The organism is Pseudoalteromonas sp. 2CM39R, assembly GCF_023161845.1.
Genome location: NZ_JALNTM010000012.1, coordinates 207,210 through 231,537 on the forward strand (window position 1 = coordinate 207,210; position 24,328 = coordinate 231,537).

Below are 24,328 nucleotides of genomic sequence, written 5' to 3' on the forward strand. Positions count from 1 at the left end.
CACTTTTTTAAGTAAATTTGTAGACATCAAAAACGTCTGTACCACGCTAAGGCTAAAACGTGTCGAAACAAATTAACAATAAAGAGACTGCAGCAACTGATAACGATAAGGCATTGCCCTTCGATAGCGCTTTATCATCCTCTTTTTCGCATACTCAATTTGATGCATTAATAGAATTATTTAATGGAACCGCCGAAGGTATTTTTGTCCTTAATGAACAGGGTGGTTTTGAATTTGCCAACCCAAAAGCTGCTCAATTACTTGGTTACTCTCAACAGTCGCTGATAGGCGAAAATTTACTGTCTTTTTTACACGGTTCAGACCTTGATAAATATAAACAGACCTTATTAAATTGGATTGGTATTAAGGACACCCCTCTTAGCATTGGCCCAAATGAAGTTGCTATAAACAAAGCCAATGGCGATGTGATTGAAGCTGACTTATCAATATCAAGCATGCCAAAAAGTATCACATCGGCGCAAAAGTTGTACGTGTGTATACTTCACGATCTTAGTACTCATAAAGCCATGTATAACCGTTTAAAAATACAGGCCTCAACCGATCATTTAACTGGGCTTGCTAACCGTTTAGCTTTAGATGAGTCGTTAAAAAAATACTGGCAAGAGAGTATTCAAAGCCAACAACCTTTAACCAGTATATTAATTGATGTTGACCACTTTAAAAAATTCAACGATACCTACGGGCATATTAAAGGCGATAAATGCTTACAGAAAATAGCAAAAATGCTATTACAGTGCATTCCATCTAGAGAGTGTTTAGCTGCTAGGTATGGCGGTGAAGAGTTTGCAATTATTTTACCCCGTTGCGATATAAAAACCGCCACCGTTGTGGCCAACCATATACAACAACAAATTGCACAAATGAGCTTTACCGACTTAGGTTTGCCGCCAGAGGTTAAAATTACGGTAAGCCAAGGAATTGCCTGTGAAAATAATAACCAGTACCGCACCTACGAGGCGCTGTTATATGCCGCAGACACGGCTTTATACCGGGCAAAAACGGAAGGCAGAAATAAAATAAGTACGATTGTTTAAAGTTTAAATTAAAGGCCTTTTCATGACGCTATATCCATATTAAACGCCACTTCATGGAGGTGGCGTTTAGTTAAATAACAGCTGATTAAACTAGGGTCTGTTGACCTTTACGGATTAAGATTCGTTCACACTAGGGGCTATTTAATCGCGGCGCGAGGTTTGTAACCTAGTGGGCTAAGTAAAAACCGAGCAACAAAGAGTAAATCGCCCTTAGGCAGAACCCTTCGGGCAGCGCCTGTTTGGCATTGATGCTGTGTTATCGCCTATTTATGGGGAATAACCACACCACATAGGCTCTGCCTTGCCTTAATACCAAACAGACTGCTGCAAATTTAACCTTGAAAGATCAACAGACCCTAAAGTAACAATAAACTGCCTAACCCTAAAAAGGTCACAAAGCCGACAATATCAGTTACTGTGGTTAAAATAACTGAGCCTGATAATGCAGGGTCAATTTTCATTTTATCTAAAATAGACGGGATCACTACGCCCGCCAACGATGCAGCCACTAAATTCAGCAATATTGCCACGGTAATGGTTATACTAAGCATAATATCGTTAAACCACAGGTAAGTTAGCAAACCAATTACTAAAGCCCACACCAAGCCATTTACCGCCCCTACTCGCAGCTCTTTTTTGAGTAGAGCGTTACGGTTTGAGTCGGTAACTTGACCAAGCGCAAGACCGCGTACTATAACCGTTAAGGTTTGACTACCGGCAATTCCGCCCATTGACGCCACTACTGGCATTAATACCGCAAGAGCCACCACTTGTTCTATGGTGGCGCCAAACAAACCTATAAACCAAGAGGCTAAAAATGCGGTTGCTAAGTTTATACCTAACCAAATACCACGGTTTTTAGCACTTTTGCGAACACTGGCAAATAAATCTTCGTCTTCACGTAAACCACCGGCTTTTGCTGCTGCTTCGTCAGCGATTTCTTGACGTAACTCGTAAGCCGATGCAATGGTTAAACGTCCTATTAGTTTGTTATCTGCATTAACCACAGGCATAGCCATTTGCTCGCTGTGAATAACCACCTCGGCGGCTTCATATAAATCATGGTCTGCGTGCAGTGAAGTAAAGTCATGATTAGCAAGAGTCATTAAGCTCTCGTTATCATTTGCTTTTATTAGGTCATTAACTGCCACTTCGCCGATTAAGCTACCTTTACGGCTCACTAAATAAATCACTTCGCTGTACTGCGGTAACCCTTTATGTAGCAGCTTTTTAGCGCCACCAGCAGTGAGCTTGTCAGACACCTTTAGAAAGTCAAAGCCAATCCAGTGACCTAACTGCTCAGGTGTATATTGTTGCGCCAGCTCGTATTGTTTGGTTTGTGCTTCATCTAGCTGCTTTTTTGCATAATCAGTAAAGCGTTGTGGAATGACTTCTTCTAATTCAAGCAACTCTTCAACATTAACTTCGTCCAACAATTTAAAACCGTCGCTGTCATCTAAAGTCTGCAATAACCACAAACAGCTATCTTCACTTAAATTAACGAAAATTTCGTGTTGTGTGTCTTCATCTAATAAATGCCAAATTTCAAGGCGCTGCTCTTTAGGAATAGCTTCAAACAACAAAGATAAGTGTTCGGTTGATAAGGTTTGTTGAGCATCTATAAGTAATTTATTTTTGCGCTCTGTGGTATCACACTGCAATAAGTCGTTTATGAGTTGTGGTAACTGATCAACCGGATACTCTATCATTTCAAAACCCTAAAATAGTCTTTCACTATAAATTTACTGTAATAAGTAAGCACTTATTAATAAGAATAGCTAATAGTGTACATTAGAGACGAATAAAAATATTAAAAAATCTCTGTGTCGTTAGATATTTATAGCTGCTATCTCCCACTCAGCGCTAACCAATAAAAAAGCCGTAACAAATAATGTTACGGCTTAGCGTAGTTAGCAATTTAAATCACGCTATCTATATTTTAAATTGTCCTACTAGGTCACCCAAGTTTTCACCTCGCCCTGCTAGGTGCTGACTTACTGAAGAAGTGGTTTTACTCGACTGTGTTAATTCATTAACTATTTCTTGAATCGCATACACGTTACGGTTTATTTCTTCTGTCACACTGCTTTGCTCTGTTGCCGCTGTAGCAATTTGTGTGCTCATATCATTAATGGTGGTCACGGACGTGGTTACCGCACCTAAGCTTTCAGAAATAGCGCGAGAAGACTCAACTGAACGATTACAGCTTTGTTGACTCGCATGCATAGCATCAACAGCTGCCGTTACTAAATTATGTAACTCGCTTAGCATTTCGTTAATTTCTAATGTGCTGTCTTGGGTTCTGCTCGCTAAGCTTCTAACTTCATCAGCCACCACCGCAAAACCACGACCTTGCTCACCTGCGCGTGCCGCTTCAATTGCCGCATTTAATGCCAATAAGTTTGTTTGTTCAGCAATGCCACCAATTACACTCAATACGCTGTTAATTTTTTTAGATTGCTCACTTAACGAGTTAACCTGCTCTGCTGCTTGATTAATTTCGCCCATTAAGTTTGATACTTCGCTCAGTGAAACATCCACACAATCTTGCGCGTTAGCCACTTCTTTTGTTGCCGCCTGCGTTGACACTGCAACTTGTGTGGTATTTTGCGCAACTTCATGCGAGGTTGCTGACATTTCGGTAATCGCCGTTGCCACTAAATCGGTTTCATGGTTATGCTTTAATAACTTATCTTCTATGAGTAATGTTTGCGTATTAATATCTGAAGAGGCTGTTTTAACGTCACTTGTTACATCAACCACACCGGCAATAATGCTGTGTAGCTTGCTCACAAATACATTGAAAGATTCACCTAACTGACCAATTTCATCATGAGTATCTATTTCTAAGCGTCGGGTTAAATCCCCCTCCCCTTTAGCAATATCATCTAAGCTTTGCACCATACGTTTAATCGGTTTTAGCATATTATTAGAAGCATACAACGCACCGGCTGCTGCTAAACCAAGAAGCAGAAATGATATTAAAACCAAAGTGGTCATTTTTTCACTTAAATGGCGCTCCATGGTCGCTTGATACTTTACCAGCTCAGCTTCAATATCATCCATATATGTGCCAGTGCCTATCATCCAATTAGTACCTGGGATCATGGCTGCATAGCCAATCTTTTCGACTAAGCCTGTGGTATTGGGCTTTTGAAAATGATAGGTAAACGAGCCACCGCCCTTACGAGCTTGTTCAAGTAGGCCAACCACTATTTTTTTACCGTTTGGGTCGGTCATCCCTATTTTATTTTGACCTTCTATTGCATCACCCAGTAATGCATGAAAAACACTAATACCATCGGTATCATAAATAAAGTAGTAACCATCTTCGCCAAAGGTTAAATCTCGCAACGCATTTTTAGCGTCTTGTTCATTTCCTTGTGCTAATTGGTATTGCACTACTTTAGAGCCGATTTCTATTTCTGTTCTTAATAGAGTCTGTTTATCAGCAATTAATTTAGTTTTGAACTCATTAAAGTTTTGCTGTTGATTCTGCTTCTCTAAATAATAAGAGCCCGCCATAAAACTGATTAGTAATACTATCAATGGTAAAACAGCCAACAGTAGCAACTTGTTTTTTAAGCTTAAATTACCCATTATTTCTCCAATTAACATTATAAGCCATTAAGCTTTTTATTTTTCAGCCGCTTAGCAGCTAAGTTTCCATTGTTTATATTACTTACAATAGCGCCACACTTGTATACAAATTAAGCACAAACAGAGTTAATTCGCAATTTAATATACTCGTATGCTAGTAAAGCACACTAAAAACAACTTTTTAACTAGACAATAGTATAAACATAGTAATAAACAACTGATTTAGTTCCTTGTTTTAAATCCTTACTAGAACACAATTTGTTAAACTTACTTAAAGCTAAATTAACCTTACTAACGCTATCTTAGCGTAAATTAAAATTAAACATTGGCTATCACACAAAGGTCTTGCTTTCTAAATTAAAACACAAATAATGAAGCAACTAACCACTGGGTAAGAATGAGGAAAATGAGTTATATACTAACCACCCAATGCGCAGACGATATAGGCTTAATCGCCAAAATTACCGGACTGTGTGATCAGCATAATTTAAATATTATTCGTAACAACGAATTTGTTGATAAAGATGCACAACGCTTTTTTATGCGCACAGAGCTTACAGGCGAACCACATGCTGAGTTTTTGTCACAACTTCGCGACGTATTACCAGCTGGCGCAAAAGTGGCACTGCACGGTGAAGAAAAAACCAAAGTGGTACTATTAGCTACAAAAGAAGCTCATTGCTTGGGCGGCATGTTATTAAAGCAATTTGAACAAGCTCTAAACATAGAGATACTCGCCGTTATCGCTAACTACCCTACTCTAGAGCCTCTAGTGAAAGGGTTTAATATTCCTTTTCATGTGGTTTCTCATGAAGGACTTACGCGCAGTGAGCACGACGAAAAAGTCGGTGACTTAATTGCCAGCTATAACCCTGACATTATTGGCCTAGCTAAATACATGCGTATTTTAAGCCCTGAATTTGTGGGTCGTTTTGAGGGTAAAATAATTAATATTCATCACTCATTTTTACCTGCTTTTATTGGTGCAAAACCATATCACCAGGCATTTGAACGTGGTGTGAAAATTATTGGTGCCACGGCTCACTTTGTTAATAATGAGCTAGACGAAGGCCCTATTATTTTACAAGACGTGTCGAGTGTGACCCATGCGAATACAGCTGAGATGATGGCTAAAATGGGTAAAGATGTGGAGAAAACGGTGTTTTGTAAAGCACTGCAACTAGCATCAGAGCATAAGCTGTTTATTAATGGCAATAAAACCGTCGTATTTTCATAATTAGCTTTATATAGCTATTAAAAATGCCAGCTAATAAGCTGGCATTTGTTTATCCAATATAACTAAACCTGAACATTGATTAAGAGACTTTATTAAAACAAAGTAAATTTACGTATCAGCTGTTTTCTATTGCAAGTAAATTCAACCTAATAGAACCGAAAATAGAGCCTTTTGTTAGATTTATATCATTATTTTCCTCGGCCTTTACTATCAACTTCCACGGCCAAAATATGCAATTTTCCTCTTGGCAAAACCATTCACTTTATGGATTAGCTGAAATATCAGGTTATTTACTACACTCCCTTTTAAGCAATAACAACTTTTAAGAGATTTAACTTATCATATTCAAGTAACCTTAAGCTGAACAATATTATTGATATATAATCAGAAATTAAGCAATAATGTCTTAATGCATGCATTATTTTAGCTATGCTGATATTCCCTTTTTAGGGTTTACTATTTATAAGGAGCATTTGATGGCTTTTGATTATGGATCAATCGATCTTGGACTAAAAAACCCTTTCAAACTGGAAGGTAAAGTAAAAGCAATAAGAGGGCTTATTGAATCTGTTGTTGGCGTCAGCTTGCTTGTTATCGCGTCTAGCTCTGTAAAAGAAGATGCAACAGCAGGTTGGATCTTAATGATATTTGGCATGTTAATACTCGCCCTAGGCATTCGGACTTTATCGGGTGGTATTTATGCAACACTTAAGTACTTCGTAGGTAGAAACCACCCAACATCGCTGGCGTTTAATTTTAGCAAGTCGCAAACCTCAACTGCACAAGAAGAAAAAAACGAGGTAGCCTACACTGCGCAAACATTAGAAGAAATGCTTGTTGGTCGCAAAAACAGTACTTTTAAAGAGCCGAATGGCTTTTTATCGCGTTTGCTACATAGTTTAGTACCAAAACTATTATTTTTACCCTACCCAATACGTAATGTTGCCCAACGTTTATTTGGCTCATGGATAAGCACACTGGTTGCTCTTATCGCTTACGCATTGGTCGCCTTTGTGTCACTGTCTGGTTTTACCGGTGAAGCTGGCGAACTAGCTTTTCCAATATATAGTGCCATATTAATGTTTTATGTGCTGTTTTCTTGGCGCTCTTCTGGCAAACCTATTTCACGTAATGCAGAGAAAAATATTGAAGCCTTAGGTACTGGTGCTCTTGCTAAAATCATTTCTTTATCCTTTATATTGCCCATTGCTATAGGCCTGTCTATGTCGTGGATAATGCAGGAACAGCGCATAAGCAAACAACAAATAGACAATTGGCTTGAGCAATTACCCAACCTTAACGCGGGCCTCTATTTAACTGCCATTATTATTTTAGCTGCACTTAGTTGTGCACTTGTTTTTGTGATGATTAAAGCGCGTTTAAACGAAGTGACACCAAGCGCTGAAGTATCAGAACTACGAGAAAACTGGCAAGAGTCTGTTCATCCAGATGAAATTTTTATAAATCTTGATAACTTAGTAATGGCTAATCGCCGTTATAAAGAAGTACCTAATAGGGTTTATCGTGAGCTAGATCCTAAACTACAAGAGCAAATTGAAGGAAAAGGCGGGTTTAAAGGCGAAATGATTCAAGAGATTCAGCCTAAACTACACACAATGGATTTAGGTAAGCACTTTAACCTTTCTCGTTTAGTTGCGTTAATTAGTGGTAACTTACTCTACATTGTAGCGCTTACCTTTACTGTGTTGCTTGCTTACTCTTTTATTAATATTTACCACTATATTGACGCTGCTAATATAAATAGTATTGAACAAGCCTTTAATAATAAAAATATTATTGAGTTTAGCGAGCTGTTAATGGCAAGTGTTCATTTATTGCTTATCGGCATATTAGTTAAAGCATTTGCTCAGCTGCTGAGCAATAGTGCCCATTTATTTTTTGCTGAAATGCAATTTGAATCTTTACTCGTGTACTTCAAGTGCGAGGGCACATTTACTGAGTCAAAAATATCAACGGGTACCGGTATTCATGATAGCACACGCTCGGAAAATACCTTGGTACGTAGCAGCATAACGCCTTGGGTGATTGTTTCGCGCATTGTTTCTACAACCTTTGCAGCTACAGGCATGAAAAACCTCGAGCATCCTCGACATATTATGGAAATGCATAAAGATGAAGGTCAATTACAAGCAATCAAAAAAGATGTAATTGCCTTTTTGAAAGATCGAGAATCAATTGCCTCTATCACTAGCGAACGCGATTTAGGCAATGCATCGCAACTGCACCAGTTAAACCAGCAAACACGGGCTATGCCTATGCAGCCAGCTTTAACCAAAGATGATGAGGAAGCCGCTGGTTTTTTACGTCAGGAAGACGATTTAACGTCTGAGCCAAAAAACTAGCTTATCTATATATGCCACCTTATTACTAGGTGGCATCTTTCCAAACTAAAATCCCCCTCTCTACACTTTGATATAAATGTGATTCCCCCCCTACAAGCGCAGTAAAGACAGGGAGGGAAATGAGGAAAATAAGTAATACACTAACCAACTAATACGCAGACGATATAGGCTTAGCCAAAATTACCAAACTCTGTAATCAGCATAATTTAGATATTATTAGGCCTTGTTGATAAAGATGCACAACGCTTTTTATGAGAGCAGAACTCACAGGCTAATCCCGCAGCGATTTTTTATTATAACTTTGCGAAGGATTGCAAAAGTGGTACTGCACGGCGAAGAAAAAACCAAAGTTGTATTATTAGCTCCAAAAGAAGCCTATGTTTAGGCGGCATGTTATTAAACCAACTTAGTAATACTCTAGCTGTTTATTAATGGCAATAAAACCGTCGTATTTTCATAATTAGCTTTATATAGCTATTAAAAATGCCAGCTAATAAGCTGGCATTTTTATAAGTAAATAATAAACCTTACTTAACTAGGGTGTGTAATACGTTGGTGCCCCAGGGCCTACTGGCATACCTAAAACAAATACCCATAAGTAAAACAGTACCACCCAGCCAACAAAGAAGATTAAGCTGTATGGCAACATAGTGGCTACCAAAGTACCTATTCCCATGTCTTTTTTGTATTTAGTGGCAACCGCAAGGATTAAACCAAAGTAACTCATCATCGGGGTAATTAAGTTAGTTACTGAATCACCAATACGATAAGCCGCTTGAATTGTCTCGGGTGCATAACCTATAAGCATTAGCATAGGAACAAAGATAGGTGCCGTTACTGCCCACTGCGCTGACGATGAGCCTAGAGTTAAGTTAACTAAAGCACACATCAAAATAAACAGTACAAATACTTCCGGCCCAGTTAAGCTAAGAGCTTGTAGTAACGCGGCACCGTTAATCGCTAAAATGGTGCCTAAGTTAGTCCATTTAAAAAATGCCACAAACTGCGCAGCAAAAAACACCAATACAATGTACATGCCCATAGAGCTCATACTTTTGCTCATGGCATTGATCACGTCTTTATCATTTTTCATGGTGCCAACCACGCGACCATACACAAAACCCGGAATACCAAAGGTGACAAAAATAAAAACAACAATCCCTTTTAAAAACGGAGAGTGTGCAACTAGACCTGTTTCAGGGTTACGTAAAATACCGTCTGCTGGAACAATCGTCCAAGCGAGCAACAACGAAACAACAAGTAATGAAACTCCAGCCCATTTTAAACCTGATTTTTCTTTGTCAGTTAAACCGGCAATATTATTTTGAGCTAAATCTTCACTGGCTTCATCTGGGTTATATTTACCTAAACGTGGCTCAACAATTTTCTCAGTAACAAGCGTACCTAAAACAGCAATTAGCAATACTGAAATCATCATAAAATACCAGTTTGCTTCAGCGCCTACTTGGTAAGTTGGATCAATCATTTGTGCTGCAGGCGTCGTAATACCTGCTAATAACGGATCGATAGTACCCAGTAATAAGTTAGCGCTATAGCCACCCGATACACCAGCAAACGCTGCAGCAAGGCCTGCAAGCGGATGACGACCTAAACTATGAAATATCATTGCCGCTAGGGGAATCAATACGACATAACCCAGCTCAGATGCTGTGTTTGATAAAATAGCAGCGAATACCACCATAAAGGTAACTAAGCGTTTAGATGCACCCATAACCATGCCACGCATTGCCGCAGACAATAGCCCAGAATGTTCAGCAACACTAACACCTAATAGCGCCACTAACACCGTACCTAATGGGGCAAAGCTGGTAAAGTTAGTTACCAATCCCGTTACAATACGCTGTAAGCCCTCGGCACTGAGTAAGCTAACTACTTCAATTACACCATCTGGATCGCGCCCTGCAGAGCCCTCAGGGCGAGGATCGATAGCACTAAGTCCAAACCAATCAGCAACGCCACTAAATAAAATAATGGCAATACAAAACAGCGCGAATAAGGTAATTGGATGGGGAAGCATATTCCCTAAAAATTCTACCGTGGCTAAAAATCGATTAAACCAACCGCCCTTTGCGGCCTGATTTTCATCTTGGGATGTGTGTGGTGAGTCCATTGAGTCTGACATACCATGCTCTCTTAATTACAAAATGCCCGTAACCTAGCATTATTTTCTGAGCAGGTCATGTAATAAAGATGAATGACTTGTTATGTCATGGTAATTAAGTGATGGGTTTATTGTGATGGGGTTACAAAAAAGAGGCTCTCGCCTCTTATTTAGTCTGCTTAAGCTTGCTCTATCGGTTCTAGTTGTAGTTTTGCAGCAATTAAAACAGCTTGAGTTCGATTATAAACACCGAGTTTTCTAAATATGGCAGTGATGTGAGCTTTGACTGTGGCTTCTGAAATGTGAAGTTCGTACGCAATTTGTTTATTCAGTAAACCTTCGTGCAAATATTGTAATACACGGTATTGCTGTGGAGTAAGTGATGCTACTTGTGCAGCAATTTCTCTATCTGCGCCTTCTATTTCAGCCACTTTACTTTTTAGTTCGGTTGGCAGCCAAGTATCGCCTTCGAGTATTTGGTTAATTGCGTTGGCAATATCGTCAGATGATGATGACTTAGGAATAAACCCCATTGCCCCATAACCCATAACTTTCGAAACAATATTTACATCTTCACTACCCGACACTACCGCAATAGGTAGGCTTGGGTAATCTTCACGTATACGGATCAAGCCGTATAAGTCACCGTTACCTGGCATGTGTAAATCTAGTAGTAATATATCAAGATCTTCTTGTTCGCTTAACACCTGCAATGTGCTATCAAAATCCGCTGATTCAAATACTTCTAAACCTGCAAACTTTGCACTCAAAGCGCCCTTTAGTGCTTCACGAAATAACGGATGATCGTCCGCTATTAAAAACTGACTCATTGTTCACTCCCAAAAATTCGGCTGCTATCCAATAGACAACAGCCGATATACTACGTTTAGAATCAACTTCTAATCAAGCTTTTAACGCGAAATTAACGATTTAATCGATTTTCTACTAGCTCATCAACCACTGACGGATCCGCAAGTGTTGAAGTATCACCAAGCTGTTGGTGCTCATTTGCCGCGATTTTACGTAAAATACGACGCATAATTTTGCCAGAACGTGTTTTTGGTAAACCTGGAGACCACTGAATCATATCTGGTGATGCTATTGGGCTTAGCTCTTTACGTACCCAATTACGGATCTCTTTTGTTAGCTCATCACTTACCGTTACACCCTCGTTAGGAGTTATGTAAACGTAAATACCTTGGCCTTTAATATCATGCGGGTAGCCTACTACTGCCGCTTCAGCTACAGCTTCATGAGCAACTAACGCACTTTCAATTTCCGCAGTACCTAAACGGTGCCCAGACACATTAAGTACGTCATCAACGCGTCCTGTGATCCAATAATCACCGCCTTCATCACGACGACAACCGTCACCAGTAAAGTACACACCAGGATAAGCGCTAAAGTAGGTTTGTTCAAAGCGCTCATGGTCGCCATAAACGGTTCGTGCTTGTGAAGGCCAGCTATCTAAAATCACAAGGTTACCATCAACCGCACCTTCCAATGTATTACCTTCAGCATCAAATAATGCAGGTGCAATACCAAAGAATGGACGTGTTGCAGAGCCAGGTTTCATATCGGTTGCACCTGGTAATGGCGCAATCATGATGCCACCGGTTTCGGTTTGCCACCAAGTATCTACAATTGGACAATTCGACTTACCAATTTTTTCATAGTACCAGGTCCATGCTTCTGGATTGATCGGCTCCCCCACAGAACCTAAAATGCGTAAGCTGTCACGATGTGAGCTTGCAATCGGCTCTTCGCCTTTAGCCATCAATGCACGAATGGCAGTAGGTGCTGTGTATAAAATTGTCACGTTATGTTTATCAACCACTTCACCCATACGACCAGCAGTTGGGTAAGTTGGCACGCCTTCAAATACGACTTGCGTACACCCATTAACGAGCGGCCCATAAGCAATATAACTGTGACCTGTGATCCAGCCAACATCAGCACTACACCAAAAAATATCATCGTCTTTTAAATCAAAAATGTATTCGTGGGTCATAGATGAATACACTAAATAGCCACCAGTGGTGTGTACCACCCCCTTGGGCTGACCGGTAGAACCTGAGGTGTATAAAATAAACAGCGGGTCTTCAGCATTCATGTGTTCAGGTTCGCAATCTGGCGCTTGGTCTGCAACTAAGTCATGCCACCAAATATCATGGTCGTGCCAATCAACATCGCCTGAAGTTAGTTTATGTACCACTACATGCTCAACGGTGGTGACTGAATCTTGTAATACGGCTTCATCTACATTGGCTTTTAGCGGTACACAATTACCTGCACGTCGGCCTTCATCTGAGGTGATCACCACTTTAGCACCCGAATCATTAATACGATCCGCAATAGCTGACGGTGAAAAGCCACCGAATATAACTGAATGAATAGCACCTATACGGGCACAAGCTTGCATTGCGTATATAGCTTGCGGGCTCATTGGCATATAAATGGCTACACGGTCACCTTTTTTAACACCTAATTTTTTTAAACCATTGGCAAACTTTGCCACTTCATCATGTAGCTGTTGGTAGGTAATATTTTCGCTTTGTGAAGGATCATCACCTTCCCAAATTAATGCTACTTTATCCGCTTTTGTTTTTAAGTGACGATCAATACAGTTATAAGAGGCATTCAAGTAGCCATCTTCATACCATTTAATATTGATGTGGCCTTTGTCAAATGAAGTGTTTTTTACTTTTGAATATGGAGTAAACCAGTCAAGACGCTTACCGTGCTCAGCCCAAAACCCTTCAGGGTCTTCGATAGACTGTTTATACATCGTATTATATTTTTCATTATCGACGAGCGCTGCGTTTTTTATCTGCGCAGGAACTGGATAGATACTTTGTGACATATTAGTCTCCAATTTATATTACTTGCCTTAGGCTTTTCATCAAGGATTACTCAGCAGTGCACTATTAAATATTAGACATTAGTTGTATCTGAGTTCAAATAACTAGGGTCTGTTGACCTTTCAAGGTTAATTTTGCAGCAGTCTGTTTGGTATTTAGGCAAGGCAGAGCCTATGTGGTGTGGTTATTCCCCATAAATAGGCGATAACGCAGCATCAATGCCAAACAGGCGCTGCCCGATGGGTTCTGCCTAGGGGCGATTTACTCTTTATTGCTCGGTTTTTACTTAGCCCACTAGGTTACAAACCTCGCGCCGTGATTTAATCGCCCCTAGTTTGAACAAATTTTAATCCGCAAAGGTCAACAGACCCCAATATCTTATCTATAATCCTCATGGCTACACCTTATTTATATAAAAAACATACTATTAAATAAAAGTATATGAGCCTTCAATAAGTATTAAACCTTAGTCTAATAGACTAATAGTTGATTGAGTAAATTGTGTACATATACAACAGTAGCTTAAATATATAAAAACCTTGATTGTTTATTAATAACTCGTATTTATTAACAAATTAAATTAAAGATAATTAAATTCAATCTGTTAGTACTATATAAGTAACACACATTAATGCATATCATAAGCAAACAACATACAACAAGTAGCCTATAAAAGGACGCAACAATGAAATTTACTCCAATTAAAACACTGGCAGCGACTGCTGTACTATGTGCACTTTCTAGCACAGCTTATGCTGCTACAGCTGCAAAAATAGGTGATACAGAATTCACCTATGGTGGATACATTAAACTCGACGCAATGTGGAGTGACTACTCAGCAGGCGCTCCTGCAGGCAGCAGTGTTGGCCGTGACTTTTATGTACCAAGTACATTAACAGTCGGTAGCGATGATAGTTCAGACGCTGTATTTGATATGCACGCTCGTGAGTCACGTTTCAATTTTGGAACTGCTACCTTACTAGATAACGGTAAAACGGTTAAAACTAAAATAGAGCTAGACTTTTTAGCTTCTGCCCCAGGCGGTAACGAGCGTGTGTCTAATTCATATTCGCCGCGTATTCGCCATGCATTTATCTCATATGATGGATGGTTATTTGGTCAAACGTGGTCAAACTTTCAAAACGTCGGTGCATTACCAGAAGCGCTTGATTTTGTTGGCCCTGCAGAAGGCACTGTGTTTGTTCGTCAATCACAAATTAAATACACCACCGGTGCATGGTCTTTCTCTTTAGAGAACCCAGAAAGCACAATAACTACAGCCGGTGGTGGCATGGCAGTGACTGATGACGCCTCATTACCTGACTTTACAGCACGCTATACCCACAATGCTGATTGGGGTAACTTTGTAGTAACAGCTCTTGCTCGTCAACTAACTTACAAAGTAGCCGGTGTTGATGCAGATGAAACCTCATTTGGTGTTAGTGCATCAGGTATGGTGAAGTTTGGTCAAGACAATCTGAAATTTATGCTTACGCAAGGTAAAGGACTAGGTCGTTATGTTGGTCTAAACGTAGCTCGTGGTGCGGTTCTCAATGGTGATGACCTAGATGCGATTGATTCAACATCAGGTTTTATTGCATATCAACATAAGTGGAATAGCCAGTGGCGCTCTACTTTCCTATATTCGTTCTTATCTGCTGATAACGATGAAAACCTACTTGCAATGTATGGCGATCCTACAGAATCAAGCCAAAGCTACAGTGCAAATATTTTATACTCACCGGTTAAACGTCTAACCTTTGGTGCGGAATTTAAACATGCAGAACGAGAGCTTGAAAGTGGCGTAGATGGCGACCTAGATCGTTTACAATTTTCTGTAAAGTATGCGTTTTAATTTCCTAACCAATTAAAATACTGATTTACTTCCTGAGCGGCTTCGGCCGCTTTTTTTGTTTTTAACCAGAGCTCAAGTTAACCAAATCCATGCGCTTTACTTAAAAAATGTCAAAGACGTGTAAAATACCGCGCAAACGTAATTGCAAATCACTCTCATTTAGATTAAATTACCAACCAAATTTAATCTTATGGGAAACAAGATGCTGCACAAACATAAAAACTCTGCATTTAAACTGAGTCTACTTACTTCACTGGTTTTATCTGGATATGCTGTTGCAAACGACACGCAAGACAACCTGCCTCTAGAAAAAATAGCCGTTTATGGGCAACATCATAAAAACTATATCACCGAAGAAGCACAGTCTGCGACTAAGCTAGGTCTAACAATTAAAGAGACCCCACAGTCAATTTCTGTTGTTTCACGCGCGCTGATGGATGATTTTTCACTTGATGATATTAACGCAGTATTAGAAAGCACACCTGGGGTAACAGTAGAGCAAATAGAAACTGACCGTACTTACTTTAAAGCGCGTGGTTTTGAAATAACTAACTTTTTAATTGATGGCTTAGGGACACCGCAAAATTCCGGTTCAATTCAAGGTACACTAGATACTGCAATTTATGATCGCGTTGAAATTGTACGTGGTGCCAATGGCATGATGACCGGTGCAGGTAACCCATCTGCGACTATTAATATGGTGCTAAAAAAGCCAACCTACACAACGCAAGCTAATGCATCGGCTTCTTATGGTTCATGGAATAACAAACGTGTAGATATTGATGTTTCCGCACCGATTAACGATGAACACGCTGTTCGTGCTGTATTTACTAAGCAAGATAAAGAGTCGTACCTAGATCGTTACGAAACCGATAAGACCATTGCCTACCTTGCCTATGAGGGTAAGCTAACTGACGATACATTACTAAGCATTAACTATGTAAACCAGCAAAAAGATGCCGATAGCCCTCTATGGGGCGCGTTACCGCTTTATTACACTGATGGTTCACCAACTGATTATGATGAGTCAACTAGTACAGCTGCAGATTGGTCGTATTGGGATAATAGCGCTGAACGTATTTATGTAACACTTGAGCAAAACTTATCAGCGACTTGGGTTGCTAAAGCCCGTTATGCCCATATAAAAAATGAACAAAATTCTGAGTTATTTTATGTATATGGTACCCCAGATAAAGATACTGGTTTAGGTTTAACCGGCTATGCGAGTCGTTATGATTACAAAGACACACAAGATTTGTTTGATTTATATGCCAGCGGTAAGTTTGAGCTATTTTCTTTAGAGCACGACTTATCATTCGGCATTAGCCAAGCAAACATGGACTTTAATGACCAATCTCTTTATGACTACAGCACAGGAAATGGTTTCCCTGCGATGCCTGATTTAGCGACTTGGGATGGGATAGCACCAGAAGCAACACTGGTTGATAAACCTGACGGCAGTGATGTACGAAATACACAAAGATCGGCCTATGTTTCAACTCGTATAAAACTAGCAGAGCCATTAAGCATTTTGGCTGGCGTACGCTATACCGACTGGGAAACTAAAGGTACTGCTTATAGTGTAGTGCAAACCCGCGATGACTCAGAGGTTATTCCTTACATTGGTACTGTGTACGATTTTACCGAGTCATTATCAGCTTACGCTAGCTACACAGAGACGTTTGTGCCGCAAAAAGAATTAGACATTAACGCTGAACAACTGGCTCCTGTTATTGGTAAAAGTGCTGAAGTTGGTTTAAAAGCACAACTTTTAGATGAGCAAGTATTTGTAACACTGGCCTATTTTGATGCTAAGCAAGATGGACTTGCTGTTGCACTTCCGGGCTCCCTTCCAAGCGATACGCGTTATTACGCTGCAGATGGTATTAACAGTGATGGTTTCGAAATTGAATTAAGCGGTCGCTTAACTGATGATTTAAGTGCCAGCATCAGCTTTAGTAATTTAAGTATTGATGGTGATGAACTCGTTAAAGATTACACCCCAGAAAACCAATTAAAAATGGCAGCCACTTATCAAGTGCCATTTATTGATGGTTTAACCTTAGGTGCTAATTACCGCTGGCAAGATTCTATTAGCCGTGTGCAAGTGAAAGATCCAGCAGGCAACGCATTGGCAACTACAAAACAAGATGCTTATGGCTTATTAGATTTAATGGCCACCTACGAAATTACTCAAAACGTCGGTGTTACCTTTAATGTTAATAACAGTACTGATGAAAAGTACATAAACAGCCTTTATTGGGAGCAAGGTTACTACGGGGCACCGCGTAACTACTCATTGTCAGTTAACTGGCAGCTATAAAGCTAACTAGGCTTTAAGTCACTTTATAGCAAACAATAAAAAAGCGCTAACCTAATGGTTAGCGCTTTTTTTAAGCTCGGGTCAAATCAAGCTTTAAAACAAATGGGCTTAAAGGTCGCCTTCATCACCTAATACGTCTTCGCCATCTTCTGGCTCAACCGTTGCTTTTAGCAATAGCATCTCTCGTAATTTACCTTCAATTTCATCTGCAATTTCAGGATTTTCTTTAAGGAACTTAATCGAATTAGACTTACCTTGGCCAACTTTGTTGCCATTGTAACTGTACCAAGCACCCGCTTTTTCAACAATTTTGTGCTTAACACCTAAATCAATCAGCTCACCCTGCTTAGAAATACCTTCGCCATACATAATGATAAATTCAGCTTGTTTGAACGGCGGTGCTACTTTGTTCTTCACAACTTTAACACGCGTTTCATTACCAACAACTTCATCACCTTCTTTTACTGAACCAATACGACGAATATCAATACGTACAGAGGCGTAAAATTTCAGGGCATTACCACCAGTTGTTGTTTCAGGATTACCAAACATTACACCAATTTTCATACGGATTTGGTTAATGAAAATACATAGCGTGTTTGAGCGCTTAATGTTACCTGTAAGCTTACGTAGTGCTTGTGACATTAAACGTGCTTGTAGACCCATGTGTGAATCACCCATGTCGCCTTCAATCTCAGCTTTAGGTGTTAATGCAGCAACAGAATCGACAATCACTACATCAACCGCGCTTGAGCGCACTAACATGTCACAAATTTCCAGTGCTTGTTCACCCGTATCTGGTTGAGATACCAGTAACTCATCAATATTAACGCCTAACTTTTGTGCGTAAACTGGATCAAGAGCATGCTCAGCATCAACAAAGGCACACGTTTTACCTTCTTTTTGAGCTTGTGCGATAACTTGTAATGTTAGCGTTGTTTTACCTGATGACTCTGGGCCATATACTTCAACAATACGCCCCATTGGCAAGCCGCCTATGCCTAAAGCAATATCAATACCTAGCGAGCCTGTTGATACAGCGTCAATGTTTAACGCCTTATTGTCACCCAATTTCATGATTGAACCTTTACCAAATTGACGTTCAATTTGTGATAAAGCTGCGTCCAACGCTTTTTGTTTGTTATCGTTCATTTTCTTCTCCAAATCCAGCTAATGCACACAAGTATACTGTATGAAATCACAGTATCAAGCTAATTTTATTATTTTATCTTCTCTATTATAGTTTTTAAAGAAAATACAATGGCTTGCAGCCTAACTTGCGCCCTATCACCATTAAATACTTGTTCAAACGTCCAGTGTTTACCGTTAATTTGTAGCCCAAACCACACTAGCCCTACCGGTTTGTCCTCAGTAGCGCCACCGGGCCCTGCAATCCCTGAAATAGCAATGGCAATGTCAGCACTGGCTGCCTTGCAGGCACCTGCTGCCATCTCAATAACTGTTTGTTCGCTCACTGCGCCAAATTGCTCGAGGGTATCATGCTTCACATTGAGTAATTCATGCTTTGCGTTATTGCTATAAGTAACAAATGCACGATCAATATATGCAGAGCTTCCTGGGGTATCGGTAAGCGAATAACTCACTCCACCACCAGTACATGATTCAGCGGTAGTGATCCATAAGCGTTTATCCGTTAAAATAGCGCCTAATTGCGCAGCAAGTGTCTTAATCTCTTGATGTAATTCCATATTCAGCCTTTGGGTAAATACATGTCGTTTGATCTTTATGCACCGCACACTATAAAACAACAAACCCCTATGATGCAGCAGTATCTAAAAATAAAATCAGAGCATCGCGATATTTTATTGTTTTATCGGATGGGGGATTTTTACGAACTCTTTTTTGATGACGCAAAACGCGCCGCGCAGTTGCTTGATATTTCACAAACACACCGTGGCAAAGCAGGGGGCGATCCTATTCCTATGGCGGGCGTGCCTTATCATGCGGTAGAAAACTACTTAGCCCGCTTAGTACAAATGGGCGAGTCGGTGGCTATTTGTGAACAAGTGGGTGACCCTGCCACCAGCAAAGGCCCTGTTGAACGCAAAGTAGTGCGTATTGTAACCCCAGGTACTATTTCTGACGAAGCCTTACTACAAGAGCGCCAAGACAACTTACTAACCAGTGTTTGGCAAAATAAAAAAGGTCAATACGGTGTTGCGTATCTTGATATCAACTCTGGGCGCTTCAATGTTGTTGAAGTTAGTACCGATGAAGCATTTAGCTCAACCCTACAACGCTTAGCGCCTGCTGAATTACTATATAGTGAACACTTTGAAAACACTCATTTAATTGAACATATTAAGGGAGCGCGTCGTCGCCCTGATTGGGAGTTTGATCTTGATACCGCGCAACACTTACTGTGCGAGCAGTTTGGCACCAAAGATTTAGTCGGTTTTGGCGTCGACAAAGCGCATAGCGCCTTGGTAGCGGCAGGCTGTTTAATGCAATACGTAAAAGATACCCAACGTATTGCATTACCGCACATTCGTGCAATTACCCTTGAGCATAATGAACACGCGGTAATTTTAGATGCGCCAACTCGCAAAAACCTTGAGCTTACCGTTAATCTATCAGGTGGCTTTGAAAATACCCTTGCCCAAGTGCTTGATAAAACAGCCACAGCTATGGGCTCACGATTACTTAAGCGCCGTATTCATACTCCTATTCGTAATAAAGACGAGTTAAATTCTCGTCTAAATGCCATTAGTGCTATTTTAGATGTGCAATTATGCAGTGAGCTGCATGACGCTCTCAGAGATATTGGTGATATAGAACGTGTAATTGCTCGCTTGGCATTACATACCGCTCGCCCACGTGATTTAACACGGCTTCGCAGTGCGCTTCAAGCATTGGCGCCGCTGCATAGCTTATTAAACGATGCCACAGATGCGCGTATTTCGCATATAATTACGCATTCTAAAGAACTTCCTGAGCTACAAGCATTACTTGAGCGTGCAGTGATTGATAACCCACCAGTGTTAATTCGTGATGGCGGTGTTATTGCGCCAGGGTATAACAGCGAACTTGATGAGTGGCGTAATTTAAGCCAAGGTGCCACCGATGTGCTTGAACAGCTAGAGCAGCGCGAACGTGAACGCACGGGTATTAGTACACTTAAAATTGGTTATAACAGAGTGCATGGCTTTTTTATTGAGGTGAGCCGCGCCAACTCGCACTTAGTGCCTGCAGATTATATTCGTCGTCAAACGTTAAAAAATAACGAACGTTATATAATTCCAGAACTTAAAGAACATGAAGATAAAGTCCTCGGCAGCCAATCAAAAGCGCTGGCACTTGAAAAGCAGCTATACGAACAGTTATTTGAATTTATAGCGCCGCATATTGAGCAGCTACAAATAATGGCCTCGGTCATTGCCGATTTAGATGTACTTAACAATTTAGCAGAGCGTGCCCAAACGCTAAATTATGCCAAGCCTGAGCTTTGCGATAACGATAATATCAGCATCAAACAAGGCCGCCACCCTGTGGTTGAGCAAGTAATGAAAGACCCGTTTATTGCCAACCCTGTAGAACTCAATAGCCAACGTAAAATGCTGATAATTACTGGCCCTAACATGGGCGGTAAATCTACCTACATGCGCCAAACAGCACTGATAGTACTCATGGCGCATATTGGCTGTTACGTTCCTGCCGATAGCGCTAAAATTGGTAATATCGATAGAATATTTACCCGCATTGGTGCCAGTGACGACTTAGCATCTGGGCGCTCTACTTTTATGGTTGAAATGACAGAAACTGCGGCAATTTTAAATAATGCCACCGCACAATCATTAGTATTAATGGATGAAATAGGCCGAGGAACCAGTACTTACGATGGTTTATCACTGGCATACGCGACAGCTGATCATCTTGCTTCAAAAATAGCAGCTAAAACTCTGTTCGCAACCCATTACTTTGAACTCACAGAGCTTGCAGAACAAACACCTGGATTGGTTAATGTGCACTTAGATGCCATTGAACACAACGATACCATTGCCTTTATGCACACGGTATTAGATGGTGCCGCAAGTAAAAGTTTTGGTTTGCAAGTGGCAGCTCTGGCTGGCGTACCTAAAGCGGTTATTGCCCAAGCAAAACAAAAGCTAAGCTTGCTTGAAAATCATCAAAGTGTCACAACAGTCACCACAGAGCAACAGGTTTTACCGTTTGATAGTGAACCGCAAATAATTCAGCCTAATGAGCTTGAGCAACAAATGAGCGCAATAGACCCTGATAACCTATCTCCGCGTCAGGCGCATGAACTGCTTTATAAATTAAAAGCACTGCTTTAAACGCAAACAGCCCGACTAAAGAGTCGGGCTGTATTCATTTTTTTGTGTGTTTAGATTAAGCGAACTGTTCAAATAAGCTTTCGGTACTTAATCCTTCTTGCTGCAAGATATCTTTTAACCGACGTAGCGCCTCAACCTGTATTTGGCGAACTCGCTCACGGGTTAACCCAATTTCACGGCCCACATCTTCAAGTGTTGAAGGCTCATAACCGAGTAAACCAAACCGGCGTGCCAGTACTTCGCGCTGCTTAGGGTTCAATTCACCTAACCAGTCAATAATATGCGTATTCATATCATTGTTTTGCACTTCACCTTCAGGACCTACATTTTTTTCGTCGGCAATCACATCTAACAATGCACTGTCATTTTCGCCACCAATAGGCATATCTACAGACGCTATTTTTTCGTTTAGGCGAAGCATTTTTGTTACATCTTCGACCGGTCTGTCTAAGCTTTCTGCAATTTCTTCTGCGGTTGGCTCATGATCAAGCTTTTGAGTTAGCTCACGTGCTGTACGTAAATAAACGTTAAGCTCTTTAACAACATGAATAGGCAAACGAATTGTACGGGTTTGATTCATTATTGCCCGTTCAATGGTTTGGCGTATCCACCATGTGGCATAAGTAGAAAATCGAAAACCACGTTCAGGATCAAACTTTTCAACAGCTCGGATCAGCCCTAGATTACCTTCTTCAATTAAATCAAGTAGAGCAAGCCCACGATTGTTGTACCTACGCGCAATTTTCACAACTAAGCGTAAGTTACTTTCGATCATGCGTTTTCGGGAGGCTTCGCAGCCTTTAAGCGATTTTCGTGCAAAAAACACTTCTTCTTCTGCACTTAATAGAGGGGAAAAACCAATCTCGCCTAAGTATAATTGGGTGGCGTCGAGGTTTTTAGTGACTTCTTCTTTTACAAATACATCTTCATCTTCCACGTCATCAAGTAACTTCGTTGTCTCCTCTATTTTAGAGTCGTCAAACTTATCATCAGTGGGGGTTTTCTCAGCTTTTGCTACATCAGCCATAAGACTTCTCCTGAGCAAGCTATCAATAACTTTATGATTAAGGTCTGTAGTCGTTTTATTAGCTTTTGCTGTATTAGCCATGAGCCTTCTCCAGAACAGTCAATCAACACCTTCAGTTCAGGGTAGGTACTTAGCAGGGTTAACAGCTTTTCCTCGATAACGAATTTCAAAACGAAGTGCCGTTACTGAAGACTCTGAATTACCAATTTCTGCTATTTTTTGTCCCGCCTTCACTATTTGCTTTTCTTTCACAAGTAACGTTGAGTTATGTGCATAAGCACTTAGGTAATCATCATTATGTTTCAATATAATTAAATTACCGTAACCTCTAAGTGCACTACCCGCGTAAACTACTGTTCCTTTTGCAGCGGCGAGTACGGCAGTACCCTTTCTATTAGCAATCTGTAGGCCTTTATAACCATTTTCCTTGTTAGAAAAGCGTTTTGTTATTTTACCTTTAGCAGGCCAAAACCAACTCAACTTTTTAGTTGAAGAACCTTGAGACTGACTAATTTTTTGGTTAGCTTGTTTTTGAACATACCTACGTTTTTTCGGCTTATCAAGCTCTTTCTTTAATTTTCTGTTGCTTTTTTGTAAATGGGGTGGCTTTTTAACAGCTTTCTTTTTATACTTTTTTTGTGTAACCCTTGACCTACTTGGTTCTAAAAGGGATACAACCTGACCAGGAACAATAGTGTAAGGTGATGGAATTGAATTATTTTTTGCAAGTTCTCTGAAATCTTTTCCAGCACTAAAAGCAATCGAATAAAGTGTATCGCCTTTTTGTACCGTGTACTTACCACCGTTAATATTAATCCGTGAAGGATAGTCATTAATATTATTATTTAAACTACTTACAGGAGCGGGAACATGGCGAGACGAGCATGCACAAAGCAAAACACTAATAAATAAAGCAACATAACAGCGTATTTGTTTATTCAATGTGTTTTGCCCTCTGTTTTAATATCATTATATTATGGCGATTATCGCAACAATAGGTACGCAACAGCAATTAAAGCAACCACTGCCCAGCCAAGTACTTCAATATATTGGCGTAATTTTTGTTCCATTTTAACTCCGCCCCATTTCATTAAAGCAGATACTAAAAAGAAACGCGCGCCACGCCCAATACCTGAGGCAATAATAAAAGGTAAAAACGCCATTTGTAATACACCAGCGCCAATGGTAAATACTTTATAAGGAATAGGCGAAAACCCCGCTATAAATACCACCCAAACACCGTAATTTTTGAACCATGCAAGCGCCGTATTAAATTTATCTTGCCATTGCATTTGCGCAATAAAGGGCTCTACAACCGGTTCAAACAACCAAAATCCAAGTAAGTAACCCAGCACGCCGCCAAGCACAGACGCAACCGTAGCAAAGCTTGCAAATCGCCATGCCTTACTTGGTTGCGCTAGCGACATCGGCGCTAACATTACATCGGGCGGGACCGGGAAAAAAACCGATTCGGCAAAGCTCATTCCTGCTAAATAACGTTCTGCGTGGCGGTGTTTAGCCCACACTAGCGCCATATCGTATAACTTGGTAAACAACTTCAAAATGAAT

The 24,328-nt window shown here is 40.4% G+C and carries 16 protein-coding genes; 6 read left to right on the forward strand and 10 right to left on the reverse strand.

All coding sequences use genetic code 11. From position 1 onward, the window contains the following. Positions 1 to 59: 59 nt before the first annotated feature. On the forward strand, positions 60 to 1,055 hold the full coding sequence (locus tag MTF66_RS24710) for a GGDEF domain-containing protein (RefSeq protein ID WP_248528988.1): 996 nt from the start codon (positions 60 to 62) through the stop codon (positions 1,053 to 1,055). 356 nt (positions 1,056 to 1,411) lie between these two features. Here MTF66_RS24710 and MTF66_RS24715 read toward each other — a convergent pair whose 3' ends face one another. Further along, complete coding sequence (locus MTF66_RS24715) at positions 1,412 to 2,764, reverse strand: magnesium transporter (RefSeq protein ID WP_248528990.1); 1,353 nt, start codon at positions 2,762 to 2,764, stop codon at positions 1,412 to 1,414. Positions 2,765 to 2,987: 223 nt separating this feature from the next. Further along, on the reverse strand, positions 2,988 to 4,655 hold the full coding sequence (locus tag MTF66_RS24720) for a methyl-accepting chemotaxis protein (protein ID WP_248528992.1): 1,668 nt from the start codon (positions 4,653 to 4,655) through the stop codon (positions 2,988 to 2,990). Positions 4,656 to 5,061: 406 nt separating this feature from the next. On the opposite strand from MTF66_RS24720, the gene purU reads away from it, so the two are divergent. Then, positions 5,062 to 5,892 carry a formyltetrahydrofolate deformylase gene (gene purU / locus MTF66_RS24725; RefSeq protein WP_248528993.1) on the forward strand — a complete coding sequence of 277 codons (831 nt, stop codon included), beginning with the start codon at positions 5,062 to 5,064 and terminating at the stop codon, positions 5,890 to 5,892. A 476-nt stretch (positions 5,893 to 6,368) separates the two neighbouring features. Further along, a complete protein-coding gene (locus MTF66_RS24730; RefSeq protein ID WP_248528994.1) occupies positions 6,369 to 8,255 on the forward strand; it encodes a hypothetical protein in 1,887 nt (628 codons plus the stop codon). Positions 8,256 to 8,790: 535 nt separating this feature from the next. Here MTF66_RS24730 and MTF66_RS24735 read toward each other — a convergent pair. From MTF66_RS24735 to acs, 3 genes are all read right to left on the reverse strand, one after another. After that, the gene (locus MTF66_RS24735) at positions 8,791 to 10,398 is read right to left on the reverse strand and encodes an AbgT family transporter (RefSeq protein WP_055013049.1); all 1,608 of its coding nucleotides are present in this window, start codon (positions 10,396 to 10,398) and stop codon (positions 8,791 to 8,793) included. Between the two features lie 158 nt (positions 10,399 to 10,556). Beyond that, positions 10,557 to 11,207, reverse strand: coding sequence for a response regulator transcription factor (locus tag MTF66_RS24740; RefSeq protein WP_008111545.1), 651 nt, complete (start codon positions 11,205 to 11,207; stop codon positions 10,557 to 10,559). Between the two features lie 92 nt (positions 11,208 to 11,299). After that, positions 11,300 to 13,240, reverse strand: a complete 1,941-nt coding sequence (acs, locus tag MTF66_RS24745) for an acetate--CoA ligase (protein ID WP_248528996.1) — start codon at positions 13,238 to 13,240, stop codon at positions 11,300 to 11,302. Between the two features lie 683 nt (positions 13,241 to 13,923). Between acs and MTF66_RS24750 the strand changes: the two genes are divergently transcribed. Both MTF66_RS24750 and MTF66_RS24755 read left to right on the forward strand, forming a co-directional pair. After that, positions 13,924 to 15,093, forward strand: a complete 1,170-nt coding sequence (locus MTF66_RS24750; protein WP_138570850.1) for a DcaP family trimeric outer membrane transporter — start codon at positions 13,924 to 13,926, stop codon at positions 15,091 to 15,093. Between the two features lie 202 nt (positions 15,094 to 15,295). Then, positions 15,296 to 17,416 carry a TonB-dependent siderophore receptor gene (locus MTF66_RS24755; RefSeq protein WP_248528998.1) on the forward strand — a complete coding sequence of 707 codons (2,121 nt, stop codon included), beginning with the start codon at positions 15,296 to 15,298 and terminating at the stop codon, positions 17,414 to 17,416. 108 nt (positions 17,417 to 17,524) lie between these two features. Here MTF66_RS24755 and recA read toward each other — a convergent pair whose 3' ends face one another. Both recA and MTF66_RS24765 read right to left on the reverse strand, forming a co-directional pair. Further along, complete coding sequence (recA, locus tag MTF66_RS24760; RefSeq protein ID WP_058155138.1) at positions 17,525 to 18,568, reverse strand: recombinase RecA; 1,044 nt, start codon at positions 18,566 to 18,568, stop codon at positions 17,525 to 17,527. A gap of 68 nt (positions 18,569 to 18,636) precedes the next feature. Then, positions 18,637 to 19,125: a CinA family protein gene (locus MTF66_RS24765; RefSeq protein WP_138609349.1), complete on the reverse strand. Its 489-nt coding sequence runs from the start codon at positions 19,123 to 19,125 to the stop codon at positions 18,637 to 18,639. Between the two features lie 21 nt (positions 19,126 to 19,146). Here MTF66_RS24765 and mutS point away from each other — a divergent pair, with 21 nt between their 5' ends. Further along, entirely contained in the window at positions 19,147 to 21,732 is a 2,586-nt protein-coding gene (gene mutS, locus MTF66_RS24770; protein WP_138623320.1) for a DNA mismatch repair protein MutS, read from the forward strand. 55 nt (positions 21,733 to 21,787) lie between these two features. Here the strand turns inward: mutS and rpoS are convergent, their stop codons facing one another. The 3 genes from rpoS to MTF66_RS24785 all read right to left on the reverse strand — a co-directional run bounded on the left by rpoS (position 21,788) and on the right by MTF66_RS24785 (position 24,321). Then, the gene (gene rpoS, locus MTF66_RS24775) at positions 21,788 to 22,759 is read right to left on the reverse strand and encodes an RNA polymerase sigma factor RpoS (protein WP_054201960.1); all 972 of its coding nucleotides are present in this window, start codon (positions 22,757 to 22,759) and stop codon (positions 21,788 to 21,790) included. 117 nt (positions 22,760 to 22,876) lie between these two features. Then, complete coding sequence (locus tag MTF66_RS24780; RefSeq protein ID WP_248529000.1) at positions 22,877 to 23,701, reverse strand: peptidoglycan DD-metalloendopeptidase family protein; 825 nt, start codon at positions 23,699 to 23,701, stop codon at positions 22,877 to 22,879. A 41-nt stretch (positions 23,702 to 23,742) separates the two neighbouring features. Then, positions 23,743 to 24,321 (reverse strand): YqaA family protein, encoded by a 579-nt coding sequence (locus tag MTF66_RS24785; protein WP_109874227.1) that lies wholly within the window; start codon positions 24,319 to 24,321, stop codon positions 23,743 to 23,745. Between the last annotated feature and the right edge of the window lie 7 nt (positions 24,322 to 24,328).

Bases quoted from the DNA above. Each gene is read 5' to 3' on its own strand.
- purU (WP_248528993.1), top strand. From the start codon at position 5,062: ATGAGTTATATACTAACCACCCAATGCGCAGACGATATAGGCTTAATC.
- MTF66_RS24755 (WP_248528998.1), top strand. From the start codon at position 15,296: ATGCTGCACAAACATAAAAACTCTGCATTTAAACTGAGTCTACTTACT.
- recA (WP_058155138.1), bottom strand. From the start codon at position 18,568: ATGAACGATAACAAACAAAAAGCGTTGGACGCAGCTTTATCACAAATT.
- MTF66_RS24765 (WP_138609349.1), bottom strand. From the start codon at position 19,125: ATGGAATTACATCAAGAGATTAAGACACTTGCTGCGCAATTAGGCGCT.
- rpoS (WP_054201960.1), bottom strand. From the start codon at position 22,759: ATGGCTGATGTAGCAAAAGCTGAGAAAACCCCCACTGATGATAAGTTT.
- MTF66_RS24740 (WP_008111545.1), bottom strand. From the start codon at position 11,207: ATGAGTCAGTTTTTAATAGCGGACGATCATCCGTTATTTCGTGAAGCA.
- MTF66_RS24715 (WP_248528990.1), bottom strand. From the start codon at position 2,764: ATGATAGAGTATCCGGTTGATCAGTTACCACAACTCATAAACGACTTA.
- MTF66_RS24750 (WP_138570850.1), top strand. From the start codon at position 13,924: ATGAAATTTACTCCAATTAAAACACTGGCAGCGACTGCTGTACTATGT.
- mutS (WP_138623320.1), top strand. From the start codon at position 19,147: ATGTCGTTTGATCTTTATGCACCGCACACTATAAAACAACAAACCCCT.
- acs (WP_248528996.1), bottom strand. From the start codon at position 13,240: ATGTCACAAAGTATCTATCCAGTTCCTGCGCAGATAAAAAACGCAGCG.
- MTF66_RS24735 (WP_055013049.1), bottom strand. From the start codon at position 10,398: ATGTCAGACTCAATGGACTCACCACACACATCCCAAGATGAAAATCAG.
- MTF66_RS24720 (WP_248528992.1), bottom strand. From the start codon at position 4,655: ATGGGTAATTTAAGCTTAAAAAACAAGTTGCTACTGTTGGCTGTTTTA.
- MTF66_RS24730 (WP_248528994.1), top strand. From the start codon at position 6,369: ATGGCTTTTGATTATGGATCAATCGATCTTGGACTAAAAAACCCTTTC.